At 71.0% G+C, this 22444-nt stretch carries 20 protein-coding genes; 11 read left to right on the plus strand and 9 right to left on the minus strand.

From position 1 onward, the window contains the following. Positions 1–76: 76 nt before the first annotated feature. Positions 77–319, minus strand: coding sequence for a hypothetical protein (locus ACIP82_RS30610; protein ID WP_400658148.1), 243 nt, complete (start codon positions 317–319; stop codon positions 77–79). Positions 320–501: 182 nt separating this feature from the next. Beyond that, a complete protein-coding gene (locus ACIP82_RS30615; protein WP_400658151.1) occupies positions 502–936 on the minus strand; it encodes a hypothetical protein in 435 nt (144 codons plus the stop codon). Between the two features lie 409 nt (positions 937–1345). On the opposite strand from ACIP82_RS30615, the gene ACIP82_RS30620 reads away from it, so the two are divergent. Continuing rightward, the gene (locus ACIP82_RS30620; protein ID WP_400658154.1) at positions 1346–2608 is read left to right on the plus strand and encodes a hypothetical protein; all 1263 of its coding nucleotides are present in this window, start codon (positions 1346–1348) and stop codon (positions 2606–2608) included. Between the two features lie 202 nt (positions 2609–2810). Here the strand turns inward: ACIP82_RS30620 and ACIP82_RS30625 are convergent, their stop codons facing one another. Both ACIP82_RS30625 and ACIP82_RS30630 read right to left on the minus strand, forming a co-directional pair. Then, complete coding sequence (locus ACIP82_RS30625; protein WP_400658157.1) at positions 2811–4847, minus strand: transglycosylase domain-containing protein; 2037 nt, start codon at positions 4845–4847, stop codon at positions 2811–2813. A 167-nt stretch (positions 4848–5014) separates the two neighbouring features. Beyond that, entirely contained in the window at positions 5015–5659 is a 645-nt protein-coding gene (locus tag ACIP82_RS30630) for an SRPBCC family protein (RefSeq protein ID WP_400658160.1), read from the minus strand. Between the two features lie 191 nt (positions 5660–5850). Here ACIP82_RS30630 and ACIP82_RS30635 point away from each other — a divergent pair, with 191 nt between their 5' ends. The 3 genes from ACIP82_RS30635 to ACIP82_RS30645 all read left to right on the plus strand — a co-directional run bounded on the left by ACIP82_RS30635 (position 5851) and on the right by ACIP82_RS30645 (position 8294). Then, entirely contained in the window at positions 5851–6504 is a 654-nt protein-coding gene (locus ACIP82_RS30635; protein WP_400658162.1) for a TetR/AcrR family transcriptional regulator, read from the plus strand. A gap of 95 nt (positions 6505–6599) precedes the next feature. Further along, positions 6600–7169: a DinB family protein gene (locus ACIP82_RS30640; RefSeq protein WP_363612118.1), complete on the plus strand. Its 570-nt coding sequence runs from the start codon at positions 6600–6602 to the stop codon at positions 7167–7169. Positions 7170–7451: 282 nt separating this feature from the next. Further along, positions 7452–8294, plus strand: a complete 843-nt coding sequence (locus ACIP82_RS30645; RefSeq protein ID WP_400658164.1) for a hypothetical protein — start codon at positions 7452–7454, stop codon at positions 8292–8294. 76 nt (positions 8295–8370) lie between these two features. Here ACIP82_RS30645 and ACIP82_RS30650 read toward each other — a convergent pair whose 3' ends face one another. The 3 genes from ACIP82_RS30650 to ACIP82_RS30660 all read right to left on the minus strand — a co-directional run bounded on the left by ACIP82_RS30650 (position 8371) and on the right by ACIP82_RS30660 (position 11685). Next, positions 8371–8934 (minus strand): DoxX family membrane protein, encoded by a 564-nt coding sequence (locus tag ACIP82_RS30650; protein ID WP_400658166.1) that lies wholly within the window; start codon positions 8932–8934, stop codon positions 8371–8373. Positions 8935–9561: 627 nt separating this feature from the next. Then, on the minus strand, positions 9562–10425 hold the full coding sequence (locus ACIP82_RS30655; RefSeq protein WP_400658168.1) for a DsbA family protein: 864 nt from the start codon (positions 10423–10425) through the stop codon (positions 9562–9564). A 234-nt stretch (positions 10426–10659) separates the two neighbouring features. Next, positions 10660–11685 carry a DsbA family protein gene (locus ACIP82_RS30660; protein ID WP_400658170.1) on the minus strand — a complete coding sequence of 342 codons (1026 nt, stop codon included), beginning with the start codon at positions 11683–11685 and terminating at the stop codon, positions 10660–10662. Between the two features lie 369 nt (positions 11686–12054). Here ACIP82_RS30660 and ACIP82_RS30665 point away from each other — a divergent pair, with 369 nt between their 5' ends. Next, positions 12055–14799, plus strand: coding sequence for a M4 family metallopeptidase (locus tag ACIP82_RS30665; protein WP_400658172.1), 2745 nt, complete (start codon positions 12055–12057; stop codon positions 14797–14799). 724 nt (positions 14800–15523) lie between these two features. Here the strand turns inward: ACIP82_RS30665 and ACIP82_RS30670 are convergent. Beyond that, positions 15524–16498, minus strand: a complete 975-nt coding sequence (locus ACIP82_RS30670; RefSeq protein ID WP_400658174.1) for a helix-turn-helix transcriptional regulator — start codon at positions 16496–16498, stop codon at positions 15524–15526. Positions 16499–16560: 62 nt separating this feature from the next. Here ACIP82_RS30670 and ACIP82_RS30675 point away from each other — a divergent pair, with 62 nt between their 5' ends. The 3 genes from ACIP82_RS30675 (at position 16561) to ACIP82_RS30685 (ending at position 18310) form a co-directional block, all read left to right on the plus strand. Then, positions 16561–16740, plus strand: a complete 180-nt coding sequence (locus ACIP82_RS30675; RefSeq protein WP_363610400.1) for a hypothetical protein — start codon at positions 16561–16563, stop codon at positions 16738–16740. Then, positions 16737–17204, plus strand: a complete 468-nt coding sequence (locus ACIP82_RS30680; RefSeq protein WP_400658176.1) for a VOC family protein — start codon at positions 16737–16739, stop codon at positions 17202–17204. The genes ACIP82_RS30675 and ACIP82_RS30680 overlap by 4 nt, the downstream gene beginning before the upstream one ends. 839 nt (positions 17205–18043) lie before the next feature. Next, positions 18044–18310 carry a winged helix-turn-helix domain-containing protein gene (locus tag ACIP82_RS30685; RefSeq protein ID WP_400658178.1) on the plus strand — a complete coding sequence of 89 codons (267 nt, stop codon included), beginning with the start codon at positions 18044–18046 and terminating at the stop codon, positions 18308–18310. Positions 18311–18359: 49 nt separating this feature from the next. Here the strand turns inward: ACIP82_RS30685 and ACIP82_RS30690 are convergent, their stop codons facing one another. After that, a complete protein-coding gene (locus ACIP82_RS30690) occupies positions 18360–19715 on the minus strand; it encodes a tetratricopeptide repeat protein (protein ID WP_400658180.1) in 1356 nt (451 codons plus the stop codon). A gap of 243 nt (positions 19716–19958) precedes the next feature. Between ACIP82_RS30690 and ACIP82_RS30695 the strand changes: the two genes are divergently transcribed. From ACIP82_RS30695 to ACIP82_RS30705, 3 genes are all read left to right on the plus strand, one after another. Then, positions 19959–20114, plus strand: a complete 156-nt coding sequence (locus ACIP82_RS30695) for a hypothetical protein (RefSeq protein ID WP_388014597.1) — start codon at positions 19959–19961, stop codon at positions 20112–20114. 107 nt (positions 20115–20221) lie between these two features. After that, positions 20222–21148: a hypothetical protein gene (locus ACIP82_RS30700; RefSeq protein WP_400658183.1), complete on the plus strand. Its 927-nt coding sequence runs from the start codon at positions 20222–20224 to the stop codon at positions 21146–21148. Between the two features lie 35 nt (positions 21149–21183). Beyond that, positions 21184–22428: a tetratricopeptide repeat protein gene (locus tag ACIP82_RS30705; RefSeq protein ID WP_400658185.1), complete on the plus strand. Its 1245-nt coding sequence runs from the start codon at positions 21184–21186 to the stop codon at positions 22426–22428. The last annotated feature ends 16 nt before the right edge of the window (positions 22429–22444 follow it).

The raw sequence follows: 22444 nt of genomic DNA on the forward strand, positions 1-22444 counted from the left end.
ACTCGCTCAGCCCGCGAACGGGCTGAACGAGCGGGCCGCCGGGCCGGCGGCCTGCCGCTCCCGCGTGCCTGTCGACTCAGGCCCAGATGGAGAGCCGGGCCGTCGTCGGGGCGACATCGCAGAAGTAGCTGACCGCCTCCCCCCGGGCCACGTAGGCCTGGCCCGCGGCCTCACACGCGGCACCGCTCGGGTACATACCGACATAGACATATCCGGTCGTCACCCTTGTGGACGCCTGAGCAGCCGGAGCGGCCATCAACCCGCCCGCGGCCAACAGTCCAGCCAGGGCCATGGTGGAAACCGCTTTACGCATCGCCATGCCGGTACCTTCTTCCCTCTGAAAAGAGCACCGGAGTCCGCAGCCCGGCGCTTCGCCGCGAGCCTCCCCCACTCCCGGACCCGGAGCAATGGTCGAGACCAATTCGGCAGGAAGCTGCCGAGGCCGCCGTGGCGACCTCGGCAGCTCCGGCTCCGCGACGGGCTCCGCGACGGGCTCCAGCGTCAGCGCCGCGCCAGCGCCAGCACGCTCAGTCCGAACATCAGGACGCCCAGGGGGAGCTGGACCGCCGGTATGTGCGCGATGCCGAGCACGACCTGGACCGAGGCGAGGACGAGGAAGCCGGACGCGTGCCAGACGGGCCGGGGCGAGCCACCGCCCGGCTTCCACGCCGGCACCGCCGCGAGCACGTACAGCATCGACGCCCCGTACATCACCCGGGCGCCGACACCGTGCAGCGTCTCTCCGTAGGACGAGGTCAGCAGCAGTCCGGCGGAGACCGCCTGAAGGAAGGGCGCGACGTCGCCCTCAGGACGGATCTCAGGGTGCGGTCCGGTGTACACGTCCCCGCCCTTGCGGTACAGCATCCACGCGGGCGGCAGCAGCCGCAGCGCCTCCCCCAGGACCGCGGCGAGGTCGGCGCGGGCTTCCTCCCGCACCCCCTCGACGGGGCCATGATGCGGTCTGCGCTTTCGGGCAGACCGCGCGCTGCCGGTGATGTCGCGCCGTAGCGGATGCGGTCGCGGCGACGACATCGCACTCGCCGGGACCGGGCCACCGCCATGCGCTGCCGATACAAGCGCCACACGAGCGGTCAAGGGGCAGAGCCCGACACGACCCTCATTCCTGACAGCCACTCAGGCGACTCGGACTCCGGGGCCGGGAGGTCCGAACGAGTGGCCGGATTTGCGTCAGGAACCCTGCACGGTAGGGCAGTTATGCGATCACCCGCCGGGCCACCGTTCGGTCTCCGCCTCGACACCTACCGATCAAAAATGTTCTGATGATCGCACTGTATGGCTTACTTTCCAAACTTATCTGACTGTATGTCGGAGAAACGGAGGAACGGTGCGGGCTGCTCGTGGCGCAACCGCCCTGCTGGCAGTGGGGGTCGTCGCGACCTTCGCCCTGACCACGGGAGGCTCCGACTCGAAGGACAGACCGACCGCCGCCGACGTCGCTCCGTCGAGCACCGAACCCAGCCCGAGCGGCACACCGTCCGACAGCCCCAGCCCCAGTTCCAGCCCCTCGCCGACCTGGGACGGCGTGGTCAAGGTGCTCGGTGACGGTTCGACCTCCGACACCGGTCCGCAGCCCAGGCAGCCCAAGCCCGAGAAACTGAAGCCCGGCGAGAAGCCGCCGCAGTTCGTGGTGTTCTCCTGGGACGGCGCGCTGGAGAACGACGACCACCTGTTCTCGCGCTTCCGCAAGCTGGGCGCGGAGAACAACGCCCAGATGACGTTCTTCCTGACCGGCATCTACACCGTGCCCAAGTCCAGGAGCACGCTCTACCACCCGCCGCAGCACGACGCCGGCGCCGCCGCCATCGACTTCCCCACCGACGCCCACATCAAGGAAACCCTGGAGCAGCTGCGCCTGGCCTGGCAGGACGGGAACGAGATCGGCACCCACTTCAACGGGCACTTCTGCGACGCCAAGGGCGGCCGCGACTGGAGCACCGAGGAGTGGAAGAGCGAGCTCGACCAGGCGATCTCCTTCGTCACCAACTGGAAGACCAACACCGGCTTCAAGGACCTCCCGCCGCTGCCCTTCGACTACACCAAGGAGCTGGTCGGCGGCCGCGCCCCCTGTCTGGAGGGCCAGAAGGCCCTGCTCGCGGCCGAGAAGGCGGACGGCTTCCGGTACGACGCCAGCTCACCGGGCGAATTCCAGGTCTGGCCCGGCAAGAAGGAGGGCATCTGGAACTTCCCGCTCCAGATGCTTCCCTACCCGGGCAAGTCGACCCAGGGCCTCGCGATGGACTTCAACTTCCTCGCCAGCCAGTCCGGGGAGAGCACCAAGGGCGACCCGAAGAAGTACGCCGCGTGGGAGAAGGAGACCCGGGACAGCTACCTCAGCGGCTTCGAACGGGTCTACAACGGCAGCCGGGCCCCGCTCTTCATCGGGAACCACTTCGAGACCTGGAACGGCGGCATCTACATGCAGGCCATCGAGGACGTGATGAAGAGCGTCTGCAAGCGGGACGGCGTCCGCTGCGTCTCCTTCCGCCAGGTCGCCGACTGGCTGGACGCCCAGGACCCCAAGGTGCTCGACAAGCTGCGCCAGCTGGACCCCGGGCAGCCGGCCGACTGGTCGCGCCTGGTCAAGTGACCGGTCCGGGCGGGGGGGGGGGGGGGGGGGGGGGGGGGGGGCCCCCCCGCCCCCCCCCCCCCCCCCCCCGCGCCCCGCGCCCCCCCCCAGCCGGCCCCTGGGGCCCCCCGGCCCGCCGGCCCCGGGGGGGCGCGGGGCCACGTCCCGGGCCGGGGCGGCGGGGGGGCCGGGGGGGCCCGGGCCCCCCCCGGCCCGCCCCGGCCTACCGGCCGCGCGCCTCTCCCCGGCCGTCCTGGCCACCGGCCGTCTTCATGTACGAGGTCCAGATCTGGGTGGGCAGCGCGGAGTCCGGGGTGTCCGGGGCGGCGCCGCCCAGCCCCTCCAGCGAGAGCAGCTTCATGTCCTTCAGGTCCGCCCGGAAGACCGTGACGGCCGTGGACATCTGCCCGTTGTAGCCGACGAACCACCCCGCCGTACGGTCCGCGGTGGTACCGGGCTTCCCGGCCAGGTCCGGGCCCGCCTCCGCCGCCGGTTTGGCGCTCCCGGTGCGGACCGCGTCCTTGAGCGCCGCGTCCACGTCCCCCGCGACCGCCGGGGTCAGCGCCTGTACGGCGGTCGGCAGACGCAGCGCGAGCGGCGCGCCGTTCCGGGTGATCCTGAGTACCGAGTAGGGGTCCGTGTGGCTGCCTCCCGCGGCGAAGGCGGCGTACGCGTCGGCTGTCCTGATCGCGCTCGGCGTGGAGTTCCCGACCCCGAAGGCCGGCGCCAGCTCACCCATGCTGACCGGGAGCAGGCCCAGGTCCGCGGCGGTCTTCTGCACCCGGTCCAGGCCGACGTCCATACCGAGCTGCATCATCGGCCCGTTGACGGACTGCTCCACCGCGCTCCTCAGGGTGACCGTGCCCCAGTCCCGCTTGCCGTCGTTGGCGGTCTTCACGATCTTCCCGTCACGCCCCCAGTACGGCCCCTCCGGGGTCATCACGTTCACGCCGTTGTCGCCGTTGTAGGTGGTGGTGGGCAGCACCGGGGTACGGCTGCCGCCCCGCTGGCGCTGCACGCCCTGGCTGAGCCCGGCGGCGTACACCAGCGGGGTGAAGGCCGAACCGACCGGCACCGTGGAGGTGTTGGCGCTGTTGAAGCCCTGCTTCAGATAGTCGGGGCCCCCGTAGAGTGCGACGATCCTCCCGTCGGGGGCCACCGAGGCGGCACCGACCCGCAGGAACCTGTCGGCGTCACGGTTGCCGGGGTCGATCCCCTTGGTGGCGTCCTGCACCACGGCGGCCAGGGCACTGACCTTCGGCTTCTCGAAGGTGGTGTATATCTGGTGGCCGCCGAGGTCGAGCTGGGCCGACGTGATGTCGCTGTGGCTCTCCACATAGGCCCTGGCCATGTCCACCAGGTACCCGACCTGGCCGCTCAGCCCCGCCGCCTTCGGCTGGGGCCTGGGCTCGGGGAACACCGTGTACTCGGCGCGTTCGGCGGCGGAGAGCCTGCCGACCTCCACCATCCGGTCCAGAATCCAGGACCACCGCTCCTCGGCCCGGCGGCGGTTGTCCGCGCTGATCGCCGGGTCCAACTGCCCGGCCCCCTTCAACAGGGCCGCCAGGAAGGCCCCTTCGCTCGGATCGAGCTGCGAGACGTCCTTGCCGTAGTACGCCGCCGCGGCACGTTCGATGCCGTAACTGCCGCGTCCGAACCAACTGGTGTTCAGATAGCCGGCCAGGATGTCCTGTTTGCTCATCCGCTGGTCCAGCTTGATCGCGATGACGATCTCACTGAGCTTGCGGGAGATGTCCTGACGCTGGTTCAGGTAGATGTTCTTGACGTACTGCTGGGTGATGGTCGAGCCGCCCTGAGTGTCGCCGCCCGAGCCCATCTGGTAGACCGCGCGGCCGATGCCCGTGATGGAGATCCCCGGATCCGAGTAGAAGGTCTCGTTCTCGGCGGCCAGCACGGCCCACTGCACCGGCTGCGGCACCCGGTCGAGCGGCACCTCCTGCCGGTTGATCTCACCGATCCGCGCCATCTCGGTGCCGTCCGCCCAGTAGTAGACGTTGTTCTGCTGGGTGGCGAAGGAGTTCAGGTCGTCCGGGACCTCGGTGATCATGTAGAACCGGGCCAGCCATCCCGTCAGCACCATCGCCCCGAGCCCCGCCACCAGGAGCAGCTGCCGCCAGGACGGAAGCCAGCGGCGGACACCCCGCCGCCCTCTGCGCGGGTAGTCGATCCGCCGCAACGGGCGCCACCGCCGCCGTCCGGCCTTCTCCTCCTGGGCCCCGCCACCTTCGTGAGCACGCACAATCCGGTCTCCGATTCGCTCGTGGGACACCCCTCGAACACACAGACGCGATGGGAGCTGCACCAAGGTCACCGGAGACTGGTGTGATCATGGTCATACCGCGCGAGACGGCCGTCCGGCGGCCAGCCATTGACGATTGCTCAGTTGACGTACACCCAGTTATCGGGTCAGTGATTCTGGTTGTGGGCAAGGCCTTCGGCGGCGGACTTCAGGTCACGCAGCCACGATTCGAGGCCCTCGCGGAGGATCCTGGTCGCGGTGGGAACGTCCGCTTCGACCTGGGCGCCGGTGTGGGTCTCCTCGGTGCTCACGCGGACGCCACCCTTGACCTCGGTGAAGTTCCACACATGGACGCCGTCGATGCGCAGTCCTTCGCCGATCGCGGGGCCGGTCCAGCGGATGCACGAGTTGGGCTCGATCTGCCGGACGGTCGAGGTGATCTCCAGCCTGGTGACGGGAGTTGAGGGGTTGGGGGGCACCGGGGTCGTCCACCGGAATGCCGAACCCTTGCGGAAGGGGCCATGGTCGAGGCGCTCCACGGTCTCGACGGGGGCCTGCCAGGACGGCCAGCGCTCCACGTCGGTCTGCAGCTTCCAGACGGTGCGCAGCGGGGCGTTGATCACGATCTCGGCCCGGTGACGGACGAGGGCGTCGGGGTCGACGCCCTTCCCGCGGCAGGTGAGGGACGCGCCGGGCCGGGGGGTGTGGGAGCCGGCGGCCCCGGCGGGCGCGGCAGCGGCGCCGAGGAGGCCGAGGGCGAGCGGGACGGTGAACAGAGCGGCGCGGACGCCGGTGCCACGGATGCCGGACATGGAGTTCTCCTCTGTCGGTCGGGGGGTGTGAGCGCGACCGGTCGGCCGCACCGCGCGGCCGCACCGAGTTAGATGCTCACGTGTTCGTTAGAAGTTATAACGCGATGCGGAACGGCGGGTCAATGGGTTGCGTGATAGCCTCTAACGAACCCTTGAGGGTGTAGCCGAATGAATGGGGACGGTGGCAGGCCATGGCGACGAAGGGCGCGAACGCCTCGCGGGAGCGCTACCGGACCCAGGTCCGGGCCGAGATCACGGAACGCGCCTGGGAGCAGATCGCCACGGCGGGGGCGTCCGCGCTCTCCCTCAACGCGATCGCCAAGCAGATGGGCATGAGCGGACCGGCGCTCTACCGCTACTTCGCCAGCCGCGACGACCTGATCACCGAACTCGTCCGGGAGGCGTACCGAAGCCTCGCCGAGACCCTCCGCACGGCCTCCGCCACCGGTGCCGACCTGGCCGGGCTGGCACACACCCTGCGCGGCTGGGCCCTGGCGGACCCTCAGCGGTACTTCCTCGTCTACGGCACCCCCGTCCCCGGCTACCACGCGCCCGCGGACATCACCGCCATCTCCTCCGAGATCATGACGACCCTGGTCGACGCGTGCGCGGCGCTCGCCCCGGACAGCGCCGTGACCCCCTTCGGCACCTACCTGGAGGACCACCGGGACTGGGCCGCCGGCCACTCCGCCCCGCCCGAGGCCCTCCACCGGTTCCTGACCTTCTGGACCCGCCTGCACGGCGTCCTGTCGTTGGAGCTCGCCGGCCACTTCACCGGCATGGGCCTCGACCCCGCCCTGCTCTTCGCGGCCGAACTGGACGACCTGCTGGCACCCCGGGCCTGAGGTCGCACGCGGCACGACGGGGCCACCCCCGCCAACGGCCCGAAGCGATCACCGTGGAGAAACTCACTGGCGAGCCCGGGCCCTCACGAACCACCATGGAACGCATGAGCGACCAACCCGCGCGATGGAGCCAGGCCACCGTCCACCCCGACATGTGGGCCGACCCGGACGACGACCCCCGCAACAGCGAAGGAGTCAGTCCGGACGGCGAACTCGCGACGCTGCAGGACTTCCTGACGAACTACCGCATGACCCTGCGGATGAAGTGCGAGGGCCTGGACGCGGAGCAACTGGCCCGTCGGTCGGTTCCGCCGTCGACGATGTCGCTGCTCGGCCTGGTTCGGCACCTCGCCGAAGTGGAACGGGACTGGCGCAACTGGATCAGCCCCGGCGATCCACTGCCGAAGCTGTACGGCAAACGTGACGCGGACTTCGACGGAGCCGTCGCCGAGCAGGCCGAGGTCGACGCCGCGTACTCCGATCTGGCGCGCGAGCAGGCCGCGACCGACGCCGCGCTGGCCGAACACCCGGATCTGGGCGAGCGCCTGGGGAAGGACGGGATCGCCGCGCGGGAGCTGATGGTGCACAGGATCGACGAGTACGCCCGTCACTGCGGGCACGCCGACCTGTTGCGCGAGTGCATCGACGGACGGGTGGGCCAGTAAGGGGCCAGGGCTTGTCTGACAAGCCCTGGCGCGCCGAGCCGCACCCGGGACGGTGCGCCTGAGCGGTCGTCGACGCAGGCGATCAACGCCCCCGGCCCGCACCGTCACCGACCCGCCGGACGCCCCTCGGCAGGATCGGCCTTCCATCACGGTTGGGCGACCATCCTTCCACCTGACTCGAACTGACTTTCGCTTCAAACCCCGGGACCGATAGGTTTCAGCCTTCACGAAACCGATCTCGATTTTCTCCGGGGGATCCCTTTGTCCACTGTGCCTCCCCAGGTGCCCCAAAGCGCCGGCCCGGTCGGCGCCAACCCGTACGCCGACGGGACCGCGGCACCCACCGCGCCCAGCCCGTACGCGTATGCCGGCCCCAACGGCGGTGCGCCGCAGGCCGGGCCGGTCCCGGGCCAGCAGGCCTACGGCCACCCCGCCGCCGGCCCCGACGGCTATGCCGCGGCGGGTCCGGCCGGCTACCCCGGGTACGGCGAAGCGGCGCTCTCCTGCCGTTTCTGCGGCTCGGTCCCCGCGGTGGAGGCGACCATCCGTGGCCACCAGGGCTTCCTGGTGATCATGCGATTCCTGAAGCTCCAGGGCCCGTTCTGCCGCAGCTGCGGCATCGCCGCCCACCGCAGCATGACCGCGAAGAGCCTCTGGCAGGGCTGGTGGGGCATCGCCTCCCTGCTGATCAACCCGGCCACCATGCTGCTCAACCTGCCGCAGCGCGCGAAGATCAACAAGCTCGCCCCGCCACTGCCGGGCGCCCCCGGCCAGCCGATGAACCCGGGCAAGCCGCTCTTCCAGCGCGTCGCCGTCCTGGGCCTGCTGGTCCCGTTGCTCGTGATCGGCGCGATCGTCTACAACGTGCAGTCCGACCCTTCGTTCGCCTCGGTCGGCGACTGCGTGCACAACAAGAACGCGATCGTCACCGGGGTCACGGACAACCACCCGGACGTCGTGGTGCTCTCCTGCTCCGACCCTGACGCCGACGCCAGGATCGTGGGCAAGGTGAAGGACAGCTCCAACGGCGAGACCGCCTGCAGGCAGTTCAGCGACGCCGACGGCTACTACACGGAGGAACAGGGCAGCGACCAGTTCACGCTCTGCCTGCACTTCCTGAAGTAACCGCCCGACGCGACCGCGCACCACAGGCTGAGGGGACGTCCGACTCCGGACGTCCCCTCAGCCTGTTGCCCCTCGGTCAGAGGGTCACCCCTTTCAGGGACAGCACGATGGCCGCGCCGATGCCACCCATTCCCAGGGCGATGGCCATACTCCACCACCCGCCCCGGCCCCAGCGGAACGGGCGGTCCAGCGCCAGGCGTCCGGGGCCGAGGGCGGAGACCGCGATCGCGATCAGCGACAGGCACAGCGGGTACTCCAAACCGCCCTTGTCGGCCCACAGGCCGCCGCTCGAACTGACGGACATCGCGTTGATCATCACCCCGACCACGGTGGCGGCCGCCAGCGGGGTGAGCAGCCCGAGGGCGAGGCCCAGGCCGCCGCACAGTTCCGAGGCGCCCCCCAGCGCGGCGAAGAGGGTACCGGGGCGGTAGCCCAGGGCCTCGAAGCCCTTGCCGGTCGCACTCAGACCGGCGCCACCGAACAGGCCGAAGAGTTTCTGGGCGCCGTGGCCGGCCAGCAGCAGACCGGCCAGCCGGAGCACCAGCAGGCCGACATCGGCGGCGGACACCGGCGGCGCGTGCACGGAGGCCGGGGCGGAGCAGCGGGCAGAGGCCCGCAGCCGCTCGGCGGTCATTTTCATGGCGAGGTTCACCTCCCGCGCGCCGCCACCGCCGCGAGCAGGGTCGCCTCCCGAGGCGTCGGCGCGCAGATCGGGTCGGCCGGGCGCGGCTCGCGCCGCCGTCGACCTGGTCCAGGAACAGCCGGACCGACACCGCCTCACCGGAGGCATCCGCACGTCTCACCGGTAACCCTCCGAGAAGGGAAGCCGTGATCCAGCACCGTCTGTATCCACTCTACGCAGCGGCCGGGGGGACGGTCTCCGCCATCCGTTCCCGCACCTCCCGTGCGGGCTGCCGCTAGGGGCGCCGCAGCGGCCGGAATCGTGAAAACTATGTTTCATGAGTTCCGAAGGACCCCCACCCCCACCTGCGGCCCCTCAACCGCCGGGGCCTGATCTCCCCAGTTCACTCCGGTTCACGGCCCGCTCGGGCTCGCGAAGCACACCCCTCCGATGCCACCTTTGAAAGGCGTCTTTCACATCCAGGACGGATCACGCCGCCGGCCCCAGCAGGGTCACGATCACGGACGTGCGCGTGGCGGATCCGGCTACGGGCAGGGCCGGTCGGCGACCTCCTGAAGCAGCGGGGCAGTCCAGGTCCGACAGCCTTCCGCACCCCGGGGAAACCTCACTTCCCTCCGGTACGGATCAGGACGACTGGGCCGAAGGCGACGCCGCGTGCTCGGGCGATTGCGCCGGCGAAGAGGAGGGCGTCGGCGAGGGGGCCTGCGAGGCCCGGTCGGCCTCGGCGATGGCTTCGAGCACCGCGCCCTCGAACGCCTCCTTCGAGGCCATGGCCCCACCGGTGTGCGGGTCGAGTTGCTTGCCGTTGAGCAGCATGGCCGGCGTCCCCTGGAATTTGTGGTGGCGGAACTCCTCCGTGACAGTGCGCACCCAAGCCTCGTGCGTTCCCTTGTTGACGCATTGCTCAAAAGCCGGCGTCCGCAGTCCGGGGACATTTTCGGCGAGCCGAAGGAGTTCCGCCCGGTCGGCGAACCTGTCGTTCTTCTCCTCGGGCTGGTTGGAGAAGAGGACGGCATGGTAATGGGCGAATTTGGCCAGGTCCTGCGCGCACGCGACGGCGTTCGCCGCTCGCAGGGACCCCTTTCCGCCAAGGCCGGCGTCGATGGCCGCGAGGGGGTGGTACTCCAGGCGCAGCCGGCCGGACTGGATGTACCTCTGCAGCACCTCGCCGAGGCGCGCCTCGGCCGCCCGGCAGGCGGGGCAGCGGAAATCCTCGTAGACCTCCAGGACTGCCGGAGCCTTCTCCGCTCCCACCTCGATGGCCTTGCTGTCGGCCACGGTTCCGAGGGGCGCCAGTGCGGGTCCGTCGTCCTGGGAGCGGTACGTCTGCACGGCGATCCCTGTGATCACCGCAGAGGTCACGACGGCGGGCACGAGGCCGAACACCATGAAACGGCGTCGACGTTTCGCGAGAATCTCTCGCGCCGCGCGTTCCGCGCGCCTGCGCTCATGTGCGACCAGCTTTCCATTCCGATTCGCCCGGCTCATGTTCCCCTCGTTCGCTGGTTGGTTTTTGCGCGTTGGCCCCGCAGTATTCGGTACGGGTTTTGTCCGTCGACGACACGGAATATCTCTCCGCCCCTCTGCGCCCACGGCCGAATTCGCCCCGGGCCGCCGTTTCCCAGCCGCCCTCAGCCCCCGGGCCGGTCCTGCGCGCACCCGCCGACGTAGACGGCCTGCCCGGAGTCCCCGCTGCGGAGCCCCGGCCGAGCCGACCGGTCGTCAGCCGCCGGAAGCGTGTGCCGGCTCCCTGGTGCCGGAAGCCGCAGCCGTGCGCTCGGACGCCTCTGCCGCCCTCACCCTGCTGGGCGAGGCGGACGCCGAGGCCGAGTGCGAGACGGTGGCGGCCGAGGCAGGCGGGTACGGCGGGGTGTTCACCGGCGGGTGGAAGCCCGGGTCCTTCAGTGCGAGGTCCTCGACCGTCTTCCACAGCTTGGTGACGGCCCCGTCACCGTCGATGTCGACCCGGTCGCCGTTGAGCACGACCACCGGCGCGTCCGCGTGGAACTGCTTCGTGAACGTATCGGTCCCGCGGGTCACCCAGCCCGCGTGCGCGCCGTCGTCGACGCACCGGTCGAACGCCGCGGACCGCAGCTCGCCCACCCGGTCGGCCAGCGAGAGCAGGTCCTGCTTCGCGTCCGGGTTCTGCTTGCCGGCCGCGACGAGCACCTCGCGGAAGGCGGTGAACTTTCCCGCGTCCTGGGCGCACGCCGCCGCGTTGGCGGCCCGGGCCGAGGTCTTGCGGCCGTCGGTCGCCACCGGGTGGTACTGGATGATCAGGCGATTCTCGACGACCAGCTGGCGAAGCGTCGGGCCGAACCCCTCGGCGAACTTCCGGCAGGCGGCGCAGTCGTAGTCCTCGTAGACCACCAGCGTGGCGGGTGCCTTCTGATAGCCCACCGAGATCGAATCCCCGCTGGACCCGGACGGGGGTTCGACATGATCGGGTCCGAACCCCGAACGGAACAGGAATCCGCTGCCGACGACCACGGCCACCACGGTGACGGCCGGCAGGAGGCGCTTGCGGGTCCGGTGCGTGGACCCGGTCCGGAGGAATCGCCTCCGGCCGGACGGCGCGGGAGAGTCATCTGTCGGATTCGGGAAATCCTCGTCGCCCCAGGAGGCCATGGGATTCGTTCCAATCGGGTCGGCACTCGCCGGCTGGCTGTCGAGTGATTGTCGGCTTCCCCCGTTTATAGACACGAGCCGAGCGATGGGTTTCTCACCGTACCGATCGTCAATCAGCAATCATGCGAACGTAGCAACGCCGCGACAGGGCGGTGGCCCGGGAACAGGGTGTTCCCGGGCCACCGGTCGGGGCCGGCCCCTCCCCCGCGCACTCATAGACAGGTCATCGACATATCTCGGTCGATGACCTATGGTCGTTGCACGGCGGGACGCCGGCCGCAGGAGTCGGCAAGCGTCGTACGCTGCGTCAACCGCTGCCCTCGGCAAGGTCCCTGCCGTCTCCGCAGGCCGGACCAAGGTGCTCGTCGACGCCATCGGACGGCCCATCGGCTCCCTCGCGTGCCGTCACCGCCGATCCCGCATCCAGTACTCCGCGTTCCATGTTCCGCATTCCGTGTTCCGTGTTCCGTGTTCCATGGGAGGACCGCAGTGCACCATCGTTCCCGCGCGCCCAAGGTGCTCGGCGTCGGCATAACCGCCGTCCTGGGCCTGGTCCTGGCCGCGCCGCCCGCCCTGGCCGGACCGGCCGCCGACCCCGACCCCGTCCCCGGCCTGGTGTCCGGCCAGGACACCGCCGCCCCGCAGTTGGTCACGGGCCTGGCCGAGCCGGCCCCCGGCGACCCGGCGGCCGCCGCCCTGGCCCATCTCGCGGCCCACCCGGACCGCTACCGGATCGACCCCGGGCAGCTCGCCGAGATCGGCGCCGAGCGCACCGCCGACGGCCGACGAACCGTCAGGTTCCAGCAGTACCACGGCGGTATACCGGTGCTCGGCGCGCAGTACCTGGTCCACCTCACCGGCGAAGGCGCCGAGCAGCGGGTCGAGTCGGTCGGCGGCAAGTACTTCACCGGCCTCACCGCGCCGACCACTCCCGCCGTCCCGGCCGGGACACTGCGCAACCTGGCGCTCGGCTCGCTCACGGACCGGCGCGCCCGGGCCGGGGCCACCGCCGAGGACCACGGCCAGGTGATCCTGCCCGGCGGCACCGGCCGGCTGGCCCAGCACTTCACCCTGCGCGGCACCGACCCGGACACCGGCGGTCCACTGGTCCGCGAGGTCTACCTGGACGCCACCGCCGGCGCGATCGCCCTCGCCCACGACGCCCGCACCCCGTACACGGCCGGCGACGGCACCACCGCCCCCACCGCGGCCGCCACCGCCCGCGCCGAGGCCGGGGCCGAACCCGCCACCGGCACCGCTCCGGACGCCTTCGGCCGCTCCGTCAAGGTGAACATCGGCCGTCTCCCGGACGGGAGTTACCAGCTCACCGACCTCACCCGCCCCGCCACCATCGCCACCCACGACGCGGCCGGCCGGGACTACAACGACTTCCGGGGCGGCATACCCGCCGACAGCCTCCCGGCCCGTTCCCCGGGCCCGGACTTCCCGGCCTCCACCGGCAGCAGCGGCGCCACCGACGCCCACCTCAACGCCGCCGCCGTGTACGACTTCTACCGCGACCGGCTCGGCCGGGACGGCCTGGACGGCAAGGGCGGCCCGATCACCTCCGTGGTCAACGTGACCAACGGCGGCGCCCCCTTCCCGAACGCCTTCTGGGACGGGAAGAAGATGGTCTACGGCGACGGCGGCACCACGTACCACCCGTTCTCCGTCGCACTCGACGTGGCCGGGCACGAGATGACCCACGGCGTCATCGAGCACACCGCCGACCTGGTCTACGTCGGCCAGCCCGGCGCCATGAACGAGGCACTGGCCGACTACTTCGGCAACGCCATCGAGGTGACCGCCCGCGGGATGTCGATGAGCGACCCGAAGGCCGCCCTGCTCGGCGAGAGCCTCTGCCGCACCGGCACCCCGGAGGACTGCGCGCAGCGCCGGCTGGACGACCGCCGCACCACCGTGGACGACTACCTCGGCGCGGGGGGCGGTGTCGACAACGGCGGGGTGCACCTCAACTCCACCATCATCGGCGGCGCGCTGTGGGACATCCGGCGCACCCTCGACCCGCTCACCGCCGACCGGCTGGTCTACCGCGCGCTCGCCGACTACCTCACCCCGCTGGACGACTTCGTCGACGGCCGCAACGCGGTGCTCGCCGCCGGCCGCTCGCTCAAGCTCACCCGGGACCAACTCCGCACGGTGGCAGACGCGTTCGACGCCCACGGCATCCGCGCCGGCTGGGAGAACCGGCTCGGCCTGGACAGCCGCACGCTGCTGCGCGACGCCTCCACCCCGGTCGCCCCCGCCGCCGCCAACGGCCGCTGGGTGATGACCAACAGCGACCCGGCCGGCAAGACCCCGACCGCGCTGTACACCGGCTCCACCACTGCCCCCGACGCCCCCACCCGGATCAGCCCGGAGGACGGCCGCCTGCACGGCTGGGCCGCCACCGACGGCAGGTCCGCCGCGTGGCTGGCCATCGGCCCCGACGCCCAGGGCGCGTGGGGGATGGAGGTGCTGACCCGCCCGCTGTCCGGCGGCCCGGTCCGCAGCCTGTTCCGCTCCTCGACCCAGCAGCCCAGCGACGTCCAGATCTCGGGCGACGACGTGGCCTACAAGGTGACCGACTTCGCCACCGGCCGAAGCAGGCTCCACCTCTCCCACAACGGCGCCCCGGCGGTGGAACTCCCGCTGCCCGACGGCCACGACCTGTCGGGCGTCACCCTCAAGGACGGCGTCCTCGGCTGGTCCGAGACCTGGACGGTCGGCGAGAAGCGGGTCTCCGCACCGACCGTCTACTCGATCGCCGCCGGCAAGGTCACCGCCCAGTACCTGGTGGGCGACCCGAGCGGCAGCACCGGGACCGAGGCCACGTCCACCGTGCTCGCGGGCGGACGGCTGCTCTGGGTGGAGACACCCGGCGACCGGACCAAGCGGAGCTCCATCCGCTCCGGCGCCCTGGACGGCTCCGGTGTGACCGACGTGCTGTCCGGCACCTCGCCGTACGCCCCGTCGTGGACCACCATCACCGCCTCCGACCGGGCCGTCACCTTCGCGGCGCCGGGCAGCAAGCCCGCCGGCGGCTGGACCAACGCCGCGCTGCCCAAGCTCTGGCAGCTCCCGCTCACCGGCGGCACCCCCGAGCGGCTCTCCTGCAACCGCGGCGGCCAGGAGAAGGCCGCGGCCGACCAGGGCACCCGGGTGATCTGGCTGGACGCCACCGCCGGCCGCACCGACCTGGTGGTCCGCAACCGCCCGGCCGGCTCCTGCTGATCCCCCTCACCCCCCGGCCCGGCCCGCCACCCCTCCGGTGGCCGGCCGGGGGGGGGGGGGGGGGGGGGGGGGGGGGGGGCGCGCGCCCCCCCGGGGGGGGGGGGCCCCCGCCCCCCCCCGCGGGGGGGGGGGGGGGGCCCCCCCGGGCGCGGGGCCCCCCCCCCCCCGGGCCGGCCCCGGGCCCCCCCCCCCCCCCCCCGCCCCCCCCCCCCCCCCGGGGGGGGCGGGGGGGGCGGGGCGGGGGGGGCGCCCCCGCCACGGCCCTCGGCCCGGAGGGAACAGCACGGCCCGGCCACTACAGGTGGGCCACGGTCCACGAACGCTGAAGCCGGCTCACCACGCCCGCACGAGCGGGGCCGGCGACAGGCGAGGGCTGCGGTGCCGCCCTCGCCTGTCGCCGGGAACCGCCGGAATCGACGTATCCGGCGGTTGCTCAGAACAGCGGGTACCGCCGCACGTAGACGCCCTGCTGACCGTCGGCACCGCCGGGGACGAGCGCGCCGCCGGAGGAGAACAGCACCGTCGTGCCCAGCGCGTCGACGGCGCTGCCCGACCCGGCCTCGACCTGGGTGCCGTCGGCCGCGACGCTGACCCGTTCGGTCCGGCCCGTCCACAGGTCGTGGCGGAAGACGTCCTGGTGCCCGTTGGCGTCGCCCGGGACGAGGTTGCCGGAGCGCCGACGGCGTCAACGGCGTCGCCGCCTGCGCGGGCACACTGGCGCACATCAGCACGGTGAGCTCCTCGCACCGGCCGACAGCAGCCTCTCCGCCAGCACCCGACAGCGACTCGCGAGCTCCGGAGGGTCGAGCACCTCGAAGTCGTGCCCCAGCAGAAGCACGTGCATGAGCACGAAGTCGAGGCTGCCGGCGCCACTGAGCACCTCGCAGAGCCCGCTCCCGCGCGGTCGCACGACGGCCGCCGACGCCGGGATCTGCGCGCGCACCGTGTCGGCCGACGCGTGCACGAGGAAGCTTGCCCGGTGCGGGTAGACCCGGCTCGCCACCCCCTCCTGCACGTACGCCGCCGCGTCGGGCGCCGCGCGCGGGCGGAAGCGCCAGGTCCGTGCGGACGCCTCGGTCATCCGGTCGACGCGGAAGCTGCGCCAGTCGTCGCGGTCGAGGTCGTAGGCGAGGAGGTACCAGCGCCGGTCGGAGGCGACCAGGCGGTACGGCTCGACCCGCCGCCGTCGCACCCCGCTCCCGGAGGGGTAGTCGACGCCGGCCTCGACCTCGTCGCGGCAGGCTCTGGCCAGCGTCATGAGCACCTCGGAGTCGACCGGCGTGCGGCCTCCGCCGAAGAACTCCACCGAGCCGGAGAGCGCGCGCACCTCGTGCCGCAGCCGGGTGGGCAGCACCCGGTCGAGCTTGGTCAGCGCCCGGAGCGCGGTGTCGCCGGCGACCGCGCCACCCGCGCCGGCGAGCAGCGACACCGCGGTGGCGATCGCCTCCTCGTCGTCGAGAAGCAGCGGCGGCAGGTCCTGCCCCGGACCGAGCCGGTAACCACCGCCGACACCGCGGCCGGCAAGCACCGGATAGCCGAGCGCGCGCAGCCGCTCGACATCACGCCGTACCGTGCGCGACGTGACCCGGAGCCGGTCGGCGAGCTCGGGGCCGGTCCAGACCTGACGCTGCCGCAGCAGCCCGAGCAGGGTGAGCACCCGCTCCGTCGTACCCCGCTCGTCACCGCGTGCCCCGTCCATGCCACCCACTCTGCCAGGGGTAGCGGACCGATCCTGTCCGCCAGAGGTGTCAGGGTGGCTCCATGAACGCGGACGAGTCCTTCTGGCCGCCGGTGCCGGACGTCTGGAACCTGCCCGAAGTGCCCACGGCCGGTCCGGTGCCGCCCGTCCACCGCGAGCCGATCCACCGTCTGTCCGAGGTCCGCCTGCTGCGCGGCCTCTCCCCGCACACGAGACCCGCTACGAACGGAGCAACCCGATGAGCCGCCACCTCCAGGTCACCTTCGACGCCCACGACCCGCGGGCGCTGTCGTCCTTCTGGCGCGACGCACTGGGTTACGTCCACCCCGGCCCGCCCGGAGTCGACCTGCCCGAGGACGCCGACCCGCTGGCCGCGTGGGACGACTTCCTCGCGCGGATCGGCGTACCGGAGGAGCAGCGCAACACGAAGTCGGCCATCGAGGACCCGGACGGGCACGGCCCGCGGGTGTTCTTCCAGCAGGTGCCGGAGGACAAGGCCGCCAAGAACCGCGTCCACCTCGACGTCCGCGCGGCTCCCGGACTGCGGGGCAAGGAGCGGATGGCGGTGCTGGAGGCCGAGTGCGACCGGCTCGTCGCACTGGGCGCGGCACGGGTGCGTCGCCACGAGCCCGCTCCCCCGATGAACGCCGGCTTCATCGTGATGACCGACCCCAACACACGTGACTACCAGTTCTGTGCAGCATAGCCGCAGGTCAGGTAACAAAGAAGCCCCGCCCGGCACTTGGCCGAACGGGGCATCTTGCTATCGGGCTGGACTCACCCGGAGGAGCGAACGTCGTGGTGCGGAACCGCCCAGCAGTCACGCGACCAGAACCGGGTAACCCCGTCTGTCCACGGTCGGCAGTCGTTCGGCGTGCGGGGCTCGTAGCGGACCGTGTATCGGGCTCCGGCGAGGATCAGCCACCCGTCCCGCGCGCACTGCCGTAGGCCCCTCGTGTTGCCTCGGCAGGTGCCGTCCGGAAGCCGCCTGATGAACACCCGAGCCATCACGCCACCGGCCCAGCGAGAGCGTGTGCGCCGGGATAGGTGTATCCGGGATCGGGGAGACCCAGCACCACCGCGCGGAGCGCTTCTCGCCGCTCCCACTGGCGCTGCCTCTCGTCGTACTCGCGTTGCATCTCGTCCAACTCGGCGAGCCATGCACCGTGGTCTATGTACGGGCGGACCACTGTGCCCGTGTACAGCTCGTGCGACTCGGCCCACGGTCCGCGCAGGTGGGGCCGAGCAGCCCCGGATATCGGTATCGGAGTAGGGGCGGAACCGGTTGCGGAGCGGTATCGGCTGCGCGCCGGAAGGCCGAGAACCAGGACTCGGAGTATGGCCAAAACGATAAGATGACGCACGTCGGCAGCTCCCTAATAGCTGTGCGGACGAATGGCCCCGGTGACTGGTCGCACAGTCCCGGGGCTCCTTTGGTTGGCGGTGCGGATTTCGACCGTACCCAACTCCTATAGGTACGTCTAGATACGTTCCTGCTCGTAGCGAAACGCGCGAGGTCGTTTGGGTCGCCCTACGCTTTTGAGCATGGACGTAACCCCGATCGACCCGGACGCCGAGGCGCACCCGTATCAGCAGATTGCGGCGGACATCATCCGGGCCATTCAGTCCGGGGAACTGCGAGTCGGGGCCCGCGTGCCGTCCGAGAGCACGTTGATCCAGGCATACGGCGTTGCCCGGAACACTGCCCGCCATGCGGTCGAGTATCTGCGCTCCGAAGGGTGGGTCCGGACCCTTCCGCAGCGCGGCACATTCGTGGCGGACCGGACCGGCCAGACCGCCGGAGACCAGTAGACCCCGCCCACCGGACTTGACCGGTAGGGCGGAGCCGGGTGGGTGCGGGTCAGGCTCGGACGAGTTCGGCAGCGCGCTGCCCCAGGTCTGCGGCGCCGGGGATTCCGCGACGGGCCCAACTCGTCATTGTGGTACGGACTTTGTGAAGGTCCTTCTTGTGCCGGTCCGAGACGACTCCGTCCATGAAATCCAGCGACTGACCCCAGATCCCCACAGCTTCGTCGTGACGCCGCTGGGCAGCGACGGACCGGGCCAGATTCCCGAGCGTCAGGGCGTGAATGCGCCGGAACGCCTCGGGGTCACGACCGGCGAGGGCGGCCCGGTGGTGGCGCTCGGCCGCCTGGTGGTCTTTCAGCTCGGCCAGCGTCTTGGCGGTGTGAGAGGCGACGGTTGCCGCTACCGGCCCGGTAGCCGCCGTGAAAGACGCGGGCGGCGTCGCGGTGTCGAGCATTGCGTCCTCGGCTGCGAGAAGCGCCGCCGCAGCCCTCTTCCCGCTTCCCACGGCTCCGTACGCCCTGGCGCTCGTGATCAGCAACAGGGCTTCGGTCTGCGGGTCCACCTTCCCGCGTGCTCGACGTAGGGACTCCTCCGCCAGTTCGACGCAGAACTCCGGCTGCTTGAGGTTGAGAGCCTGATGGGCGAGAGCGCGCATCATCCAGGCTCCGTGTCCTGTCGGATCGCTCTCGCAGGCGAGTTGGTAGCCGAGGAGGTAGTACCGCTGTGCGGCGCCCTCCCGGCCCAGGTCGTGGTACTTCCAGGCGGCGAGGTACGACAGTTCGGCCGCCACGCCGTAGGCGTCCCGGCGAATCGCCTCGGAGGGGTACACGGCCTGGAGCATCGGCACCACCGTGTCGGTCAGGTAGGTGGTCACCGCACTTAGCCCGTGCCCACCGCCAAGACGCTCGTCAGCGGCGGTGAACACGCTGGTGATGTGCCGGACGGTGGCCACCTCGCCGACGCCCACCCGGCCGCCGGTCCTTCCCGCTCGCAAGGTGGCGGCGACCGCTTGGTGATCGTAAGTCAGCGGCAGGGCCACAGCTGCGGTGGCGAACACACTGGCGAGGAAGTCACGGCGGGACTGCATCACGGCTCTCCCGAGGTCGGCGGCGGTGGCCAGCGGGTCGGCACTCATAACCTCCCCGATCGCTTCCGACCCTAATCCGATCTCCGCCACGGTCACCTTGCGGCGCGTCTTCCGGGTAAGGGCCTCGGCGAGGTACATCGGTGTGCGGCCAGTGGGGGTTCCGCCGGCCACCCAGTGAGCGACGGCCGAGGGTGCCGTTGCCAGGTGCTCCCCCGCCTCGGAAGCGACCGCGCGCACTGTCGTCGCCAGTGCTTGGTACGTGCATCCGGCCTCGGCGATGACACGGGTCAGTGCCTCGTTTGGCGCCTTAGTGTCCGTCAACTGTCGCCCCTAATTGCGATCTTGAACGGGTTGAACGGGATCGGTGTGCTCCCACCGTACCCCCGGAGCGTGACTGGCTGTTCACTGATTGCACCGACAGGCCGGGGGCACCCGCCCGGCCGGTACGGCAAGGCAACACCGGCCGCAAGCCGTGCGGTGCACCCGCCAGCGGTTCGCAGACTCCTCCCCGAACCTCGGAGGGGAGCACCAATCCGCAGTAGTTCCCATGGAAGGAGCAGGACTATGCCCGCCAACATCGAGGTCAGCAACCTGACGCGCCGCCTGGACCACTCGGTGCCGGACGGCGACTTCGCGCCCGTGGCCGTCGCGTCCCTGACGCGGAACCTGGACCACATGGTCCCGGACGGCGACTTCGCGCCCGTGGCCGTCGAGGTCTGACGGCAACTAGCAGTTGATGCCGAGTAGTTGACGGCATGGCGGGTCGGCTCGGGCAGCCACCGGGCCGGCCCGCATCGCCTCACAGTCCCGAGCAAGGAGAGTCCGCAGTGAACACCACCATCGCCACCAGCGTCCCGGCAGGCTCCTTCTTCGACCTCAGCCGGAAGGACCCGGAGCTTCTCCGCCTGCGGGAGGAGGGCGCCGAAAGCGCCCTGCCGTTCGCCCTGATGGAACGCCTCATCAAGTCCGGCACCCCCTACGCGCAGCACGCCCGTTCCCTGCGCAGCGAGAACGTGACCGTGGCCGGTGTGTCCTTCGACTGGTTCGACGCCCAGCTTCCCGGCGAGATCGCCGACGAGATCAGCCTGACGAACTACGAGATCGCCGAGCACACCGACGAACGCCGCGAGGCACTGTCCGAGGCGTTGGACCGGCTGTCGCTGGTCCACCCCGAGGGATTCGCCCGCGTGCGCGAGTTCGTCCGTGGCCTGCTGTGGGTCGGGCTCACGCCCGGTGTCCGCGCTTCTTCGCTGACCAGTTCCAGTGACCCGGCGCTCCCGTACGTCGTCGTGTTCTCCGACAAGGCCCGGCACCACATCCCCCCGAACACGGTCAGCCCGGAGCCGTCTCCCCGCTTCCTGGCGGAGAACCTGCTGCACGAGGGGACGCACCAGTCGATCAGCTTCCACATCCTTCAGCACCAGGTCTTCGCGGACGGGTACTCGTCCAAGGAGTCCCCGAAGATCGAGATCCGGTGGCGAGCGGGGCAGGGCGTCGCGCGCAACCAGTACTGGGAGGTGGACCGGGCCTTCCACGCGACCTGTGTCTACAACCAGCTGTTGAGGTTCCGCCGCACCGAGCTGGACCGGAACGACCTGACCGCCAACGAGCGCGCGTGCTTCCAGGCCGCTTATGACGAGGGCCTGCCCGCCGTCCGCTACCTCATGCGCGAACTCGAACTCCTGAGTGAGAACTTCACCCCGCACGGGGTGGAGCTGCTGGCCGACCTGCGCCAGCAGACCGACCGCCTGTAGTGCCACCCTGAGCAGAACCGAACGAGGAGGGTCCGGTGCTCCAGCACCTCATCACACAAGACGCCGGCCTGCGGATGATCCCGACCGACCGGGACAAGTTGACCACGGCGATTGGCCAACTCCAGGACGATCTAAGGGCTTTGCCCGAGGAAGCCGACCCCGCTCGCACCCGGACCCTGTCCAGGTGGATCGGCATCGGGCAGATGTGCTTGGGCCGCCATCAGGAGGCCCTTACGTTCCTGCGGCAGTCGCTCGACTTGGCCGCAGCGAGCGGCAACACCCGAGCGGTCGTCGCCACCAGCCTCAACCTCGGCGACGCCCACCGCTACGCCGGTGACATGAGGGCAGCGGACGCGCTCTACCGCAGCGCCCTGGGGACCGCGCGGAGCCACAACCCAGAGCTGGTGGACTTCGCGCTCCAGCACACCGGTAAGTACCTGATGGAGCGCGGTGACCTCGCGGGTGCTGAGGCTCATCTCCGGGAAGCGCTGCGGCTGCGGATCGCCAAGGGCGACACCGAGCTGATCGGCTCCACACAGGCAGCACTCTCGCGGGTGGAACTGCTGATCGACCGCGCCGCCGCACCGGGATCGGACGACACCGCGCCTCGCCAGTGGAACGGCCGGTGGACCACGTGGCTCCAGGCCCACACCACCGCCCGCAGCCCGGACCGGTGGGCGGAGGACTTCCCCGCCATCCGGGGCGCCGTGCGCGGGCTGACCGCGCATCAGCGAGTCCACCCGCGACACCTGCGCGACCAGCCGTTCCCGGCTGAGCTGATCACCGCGATGGCGCAGGAGGCGGAGGAGGCCCTGACCACCAACGGCTACCTTCACAACGGCAAGTGGAACGCGGCCGTGGGCGACGCCGCGAACCGGTTCACCGGGCAAGTCGATCTCGCCGCAGTCGTCACGGAGTCCACGGGGCTGGAAGTCGAGCAGCCGCACAACGGCGTCTATATCGGCTATCTGGAGGAGGGGCAGTTCCTCGACTTCCACGTTGACGAGTTCGGGTTCGGCGAAGCCAACCTGATCCTCTGTCTCAAGCACGAGCGTTCCGCCGCAGCTCCCACCGTGAGCGCTACCGTCTTCATCGGCGCCGACGGCTACCGTGCATGTGATCTCGCGGCGGGCGAATGCGTCGTGTTCGATGGTGCGATCACCCCGCACGGAAGGACGCCTCTCGGCGCCGGAGAACGCGTGACCCTCATCAGCTTCGGATTCCGTGCCCGTGATGCGGCCAAGCGTTCAGCCGCTCACCTCCCGGCGGCCCCGCACTGAGCACAGCGGGCACCCG

The organism is Kitasatospora sp. NPDC088548, assembly GCF_044753005.1.
Taxonomy (GTDB): Bacteria; Actinomycetota; Actinomycetes; order Streptomycetales; family Streptomycetaceae; genus Kitasatospora.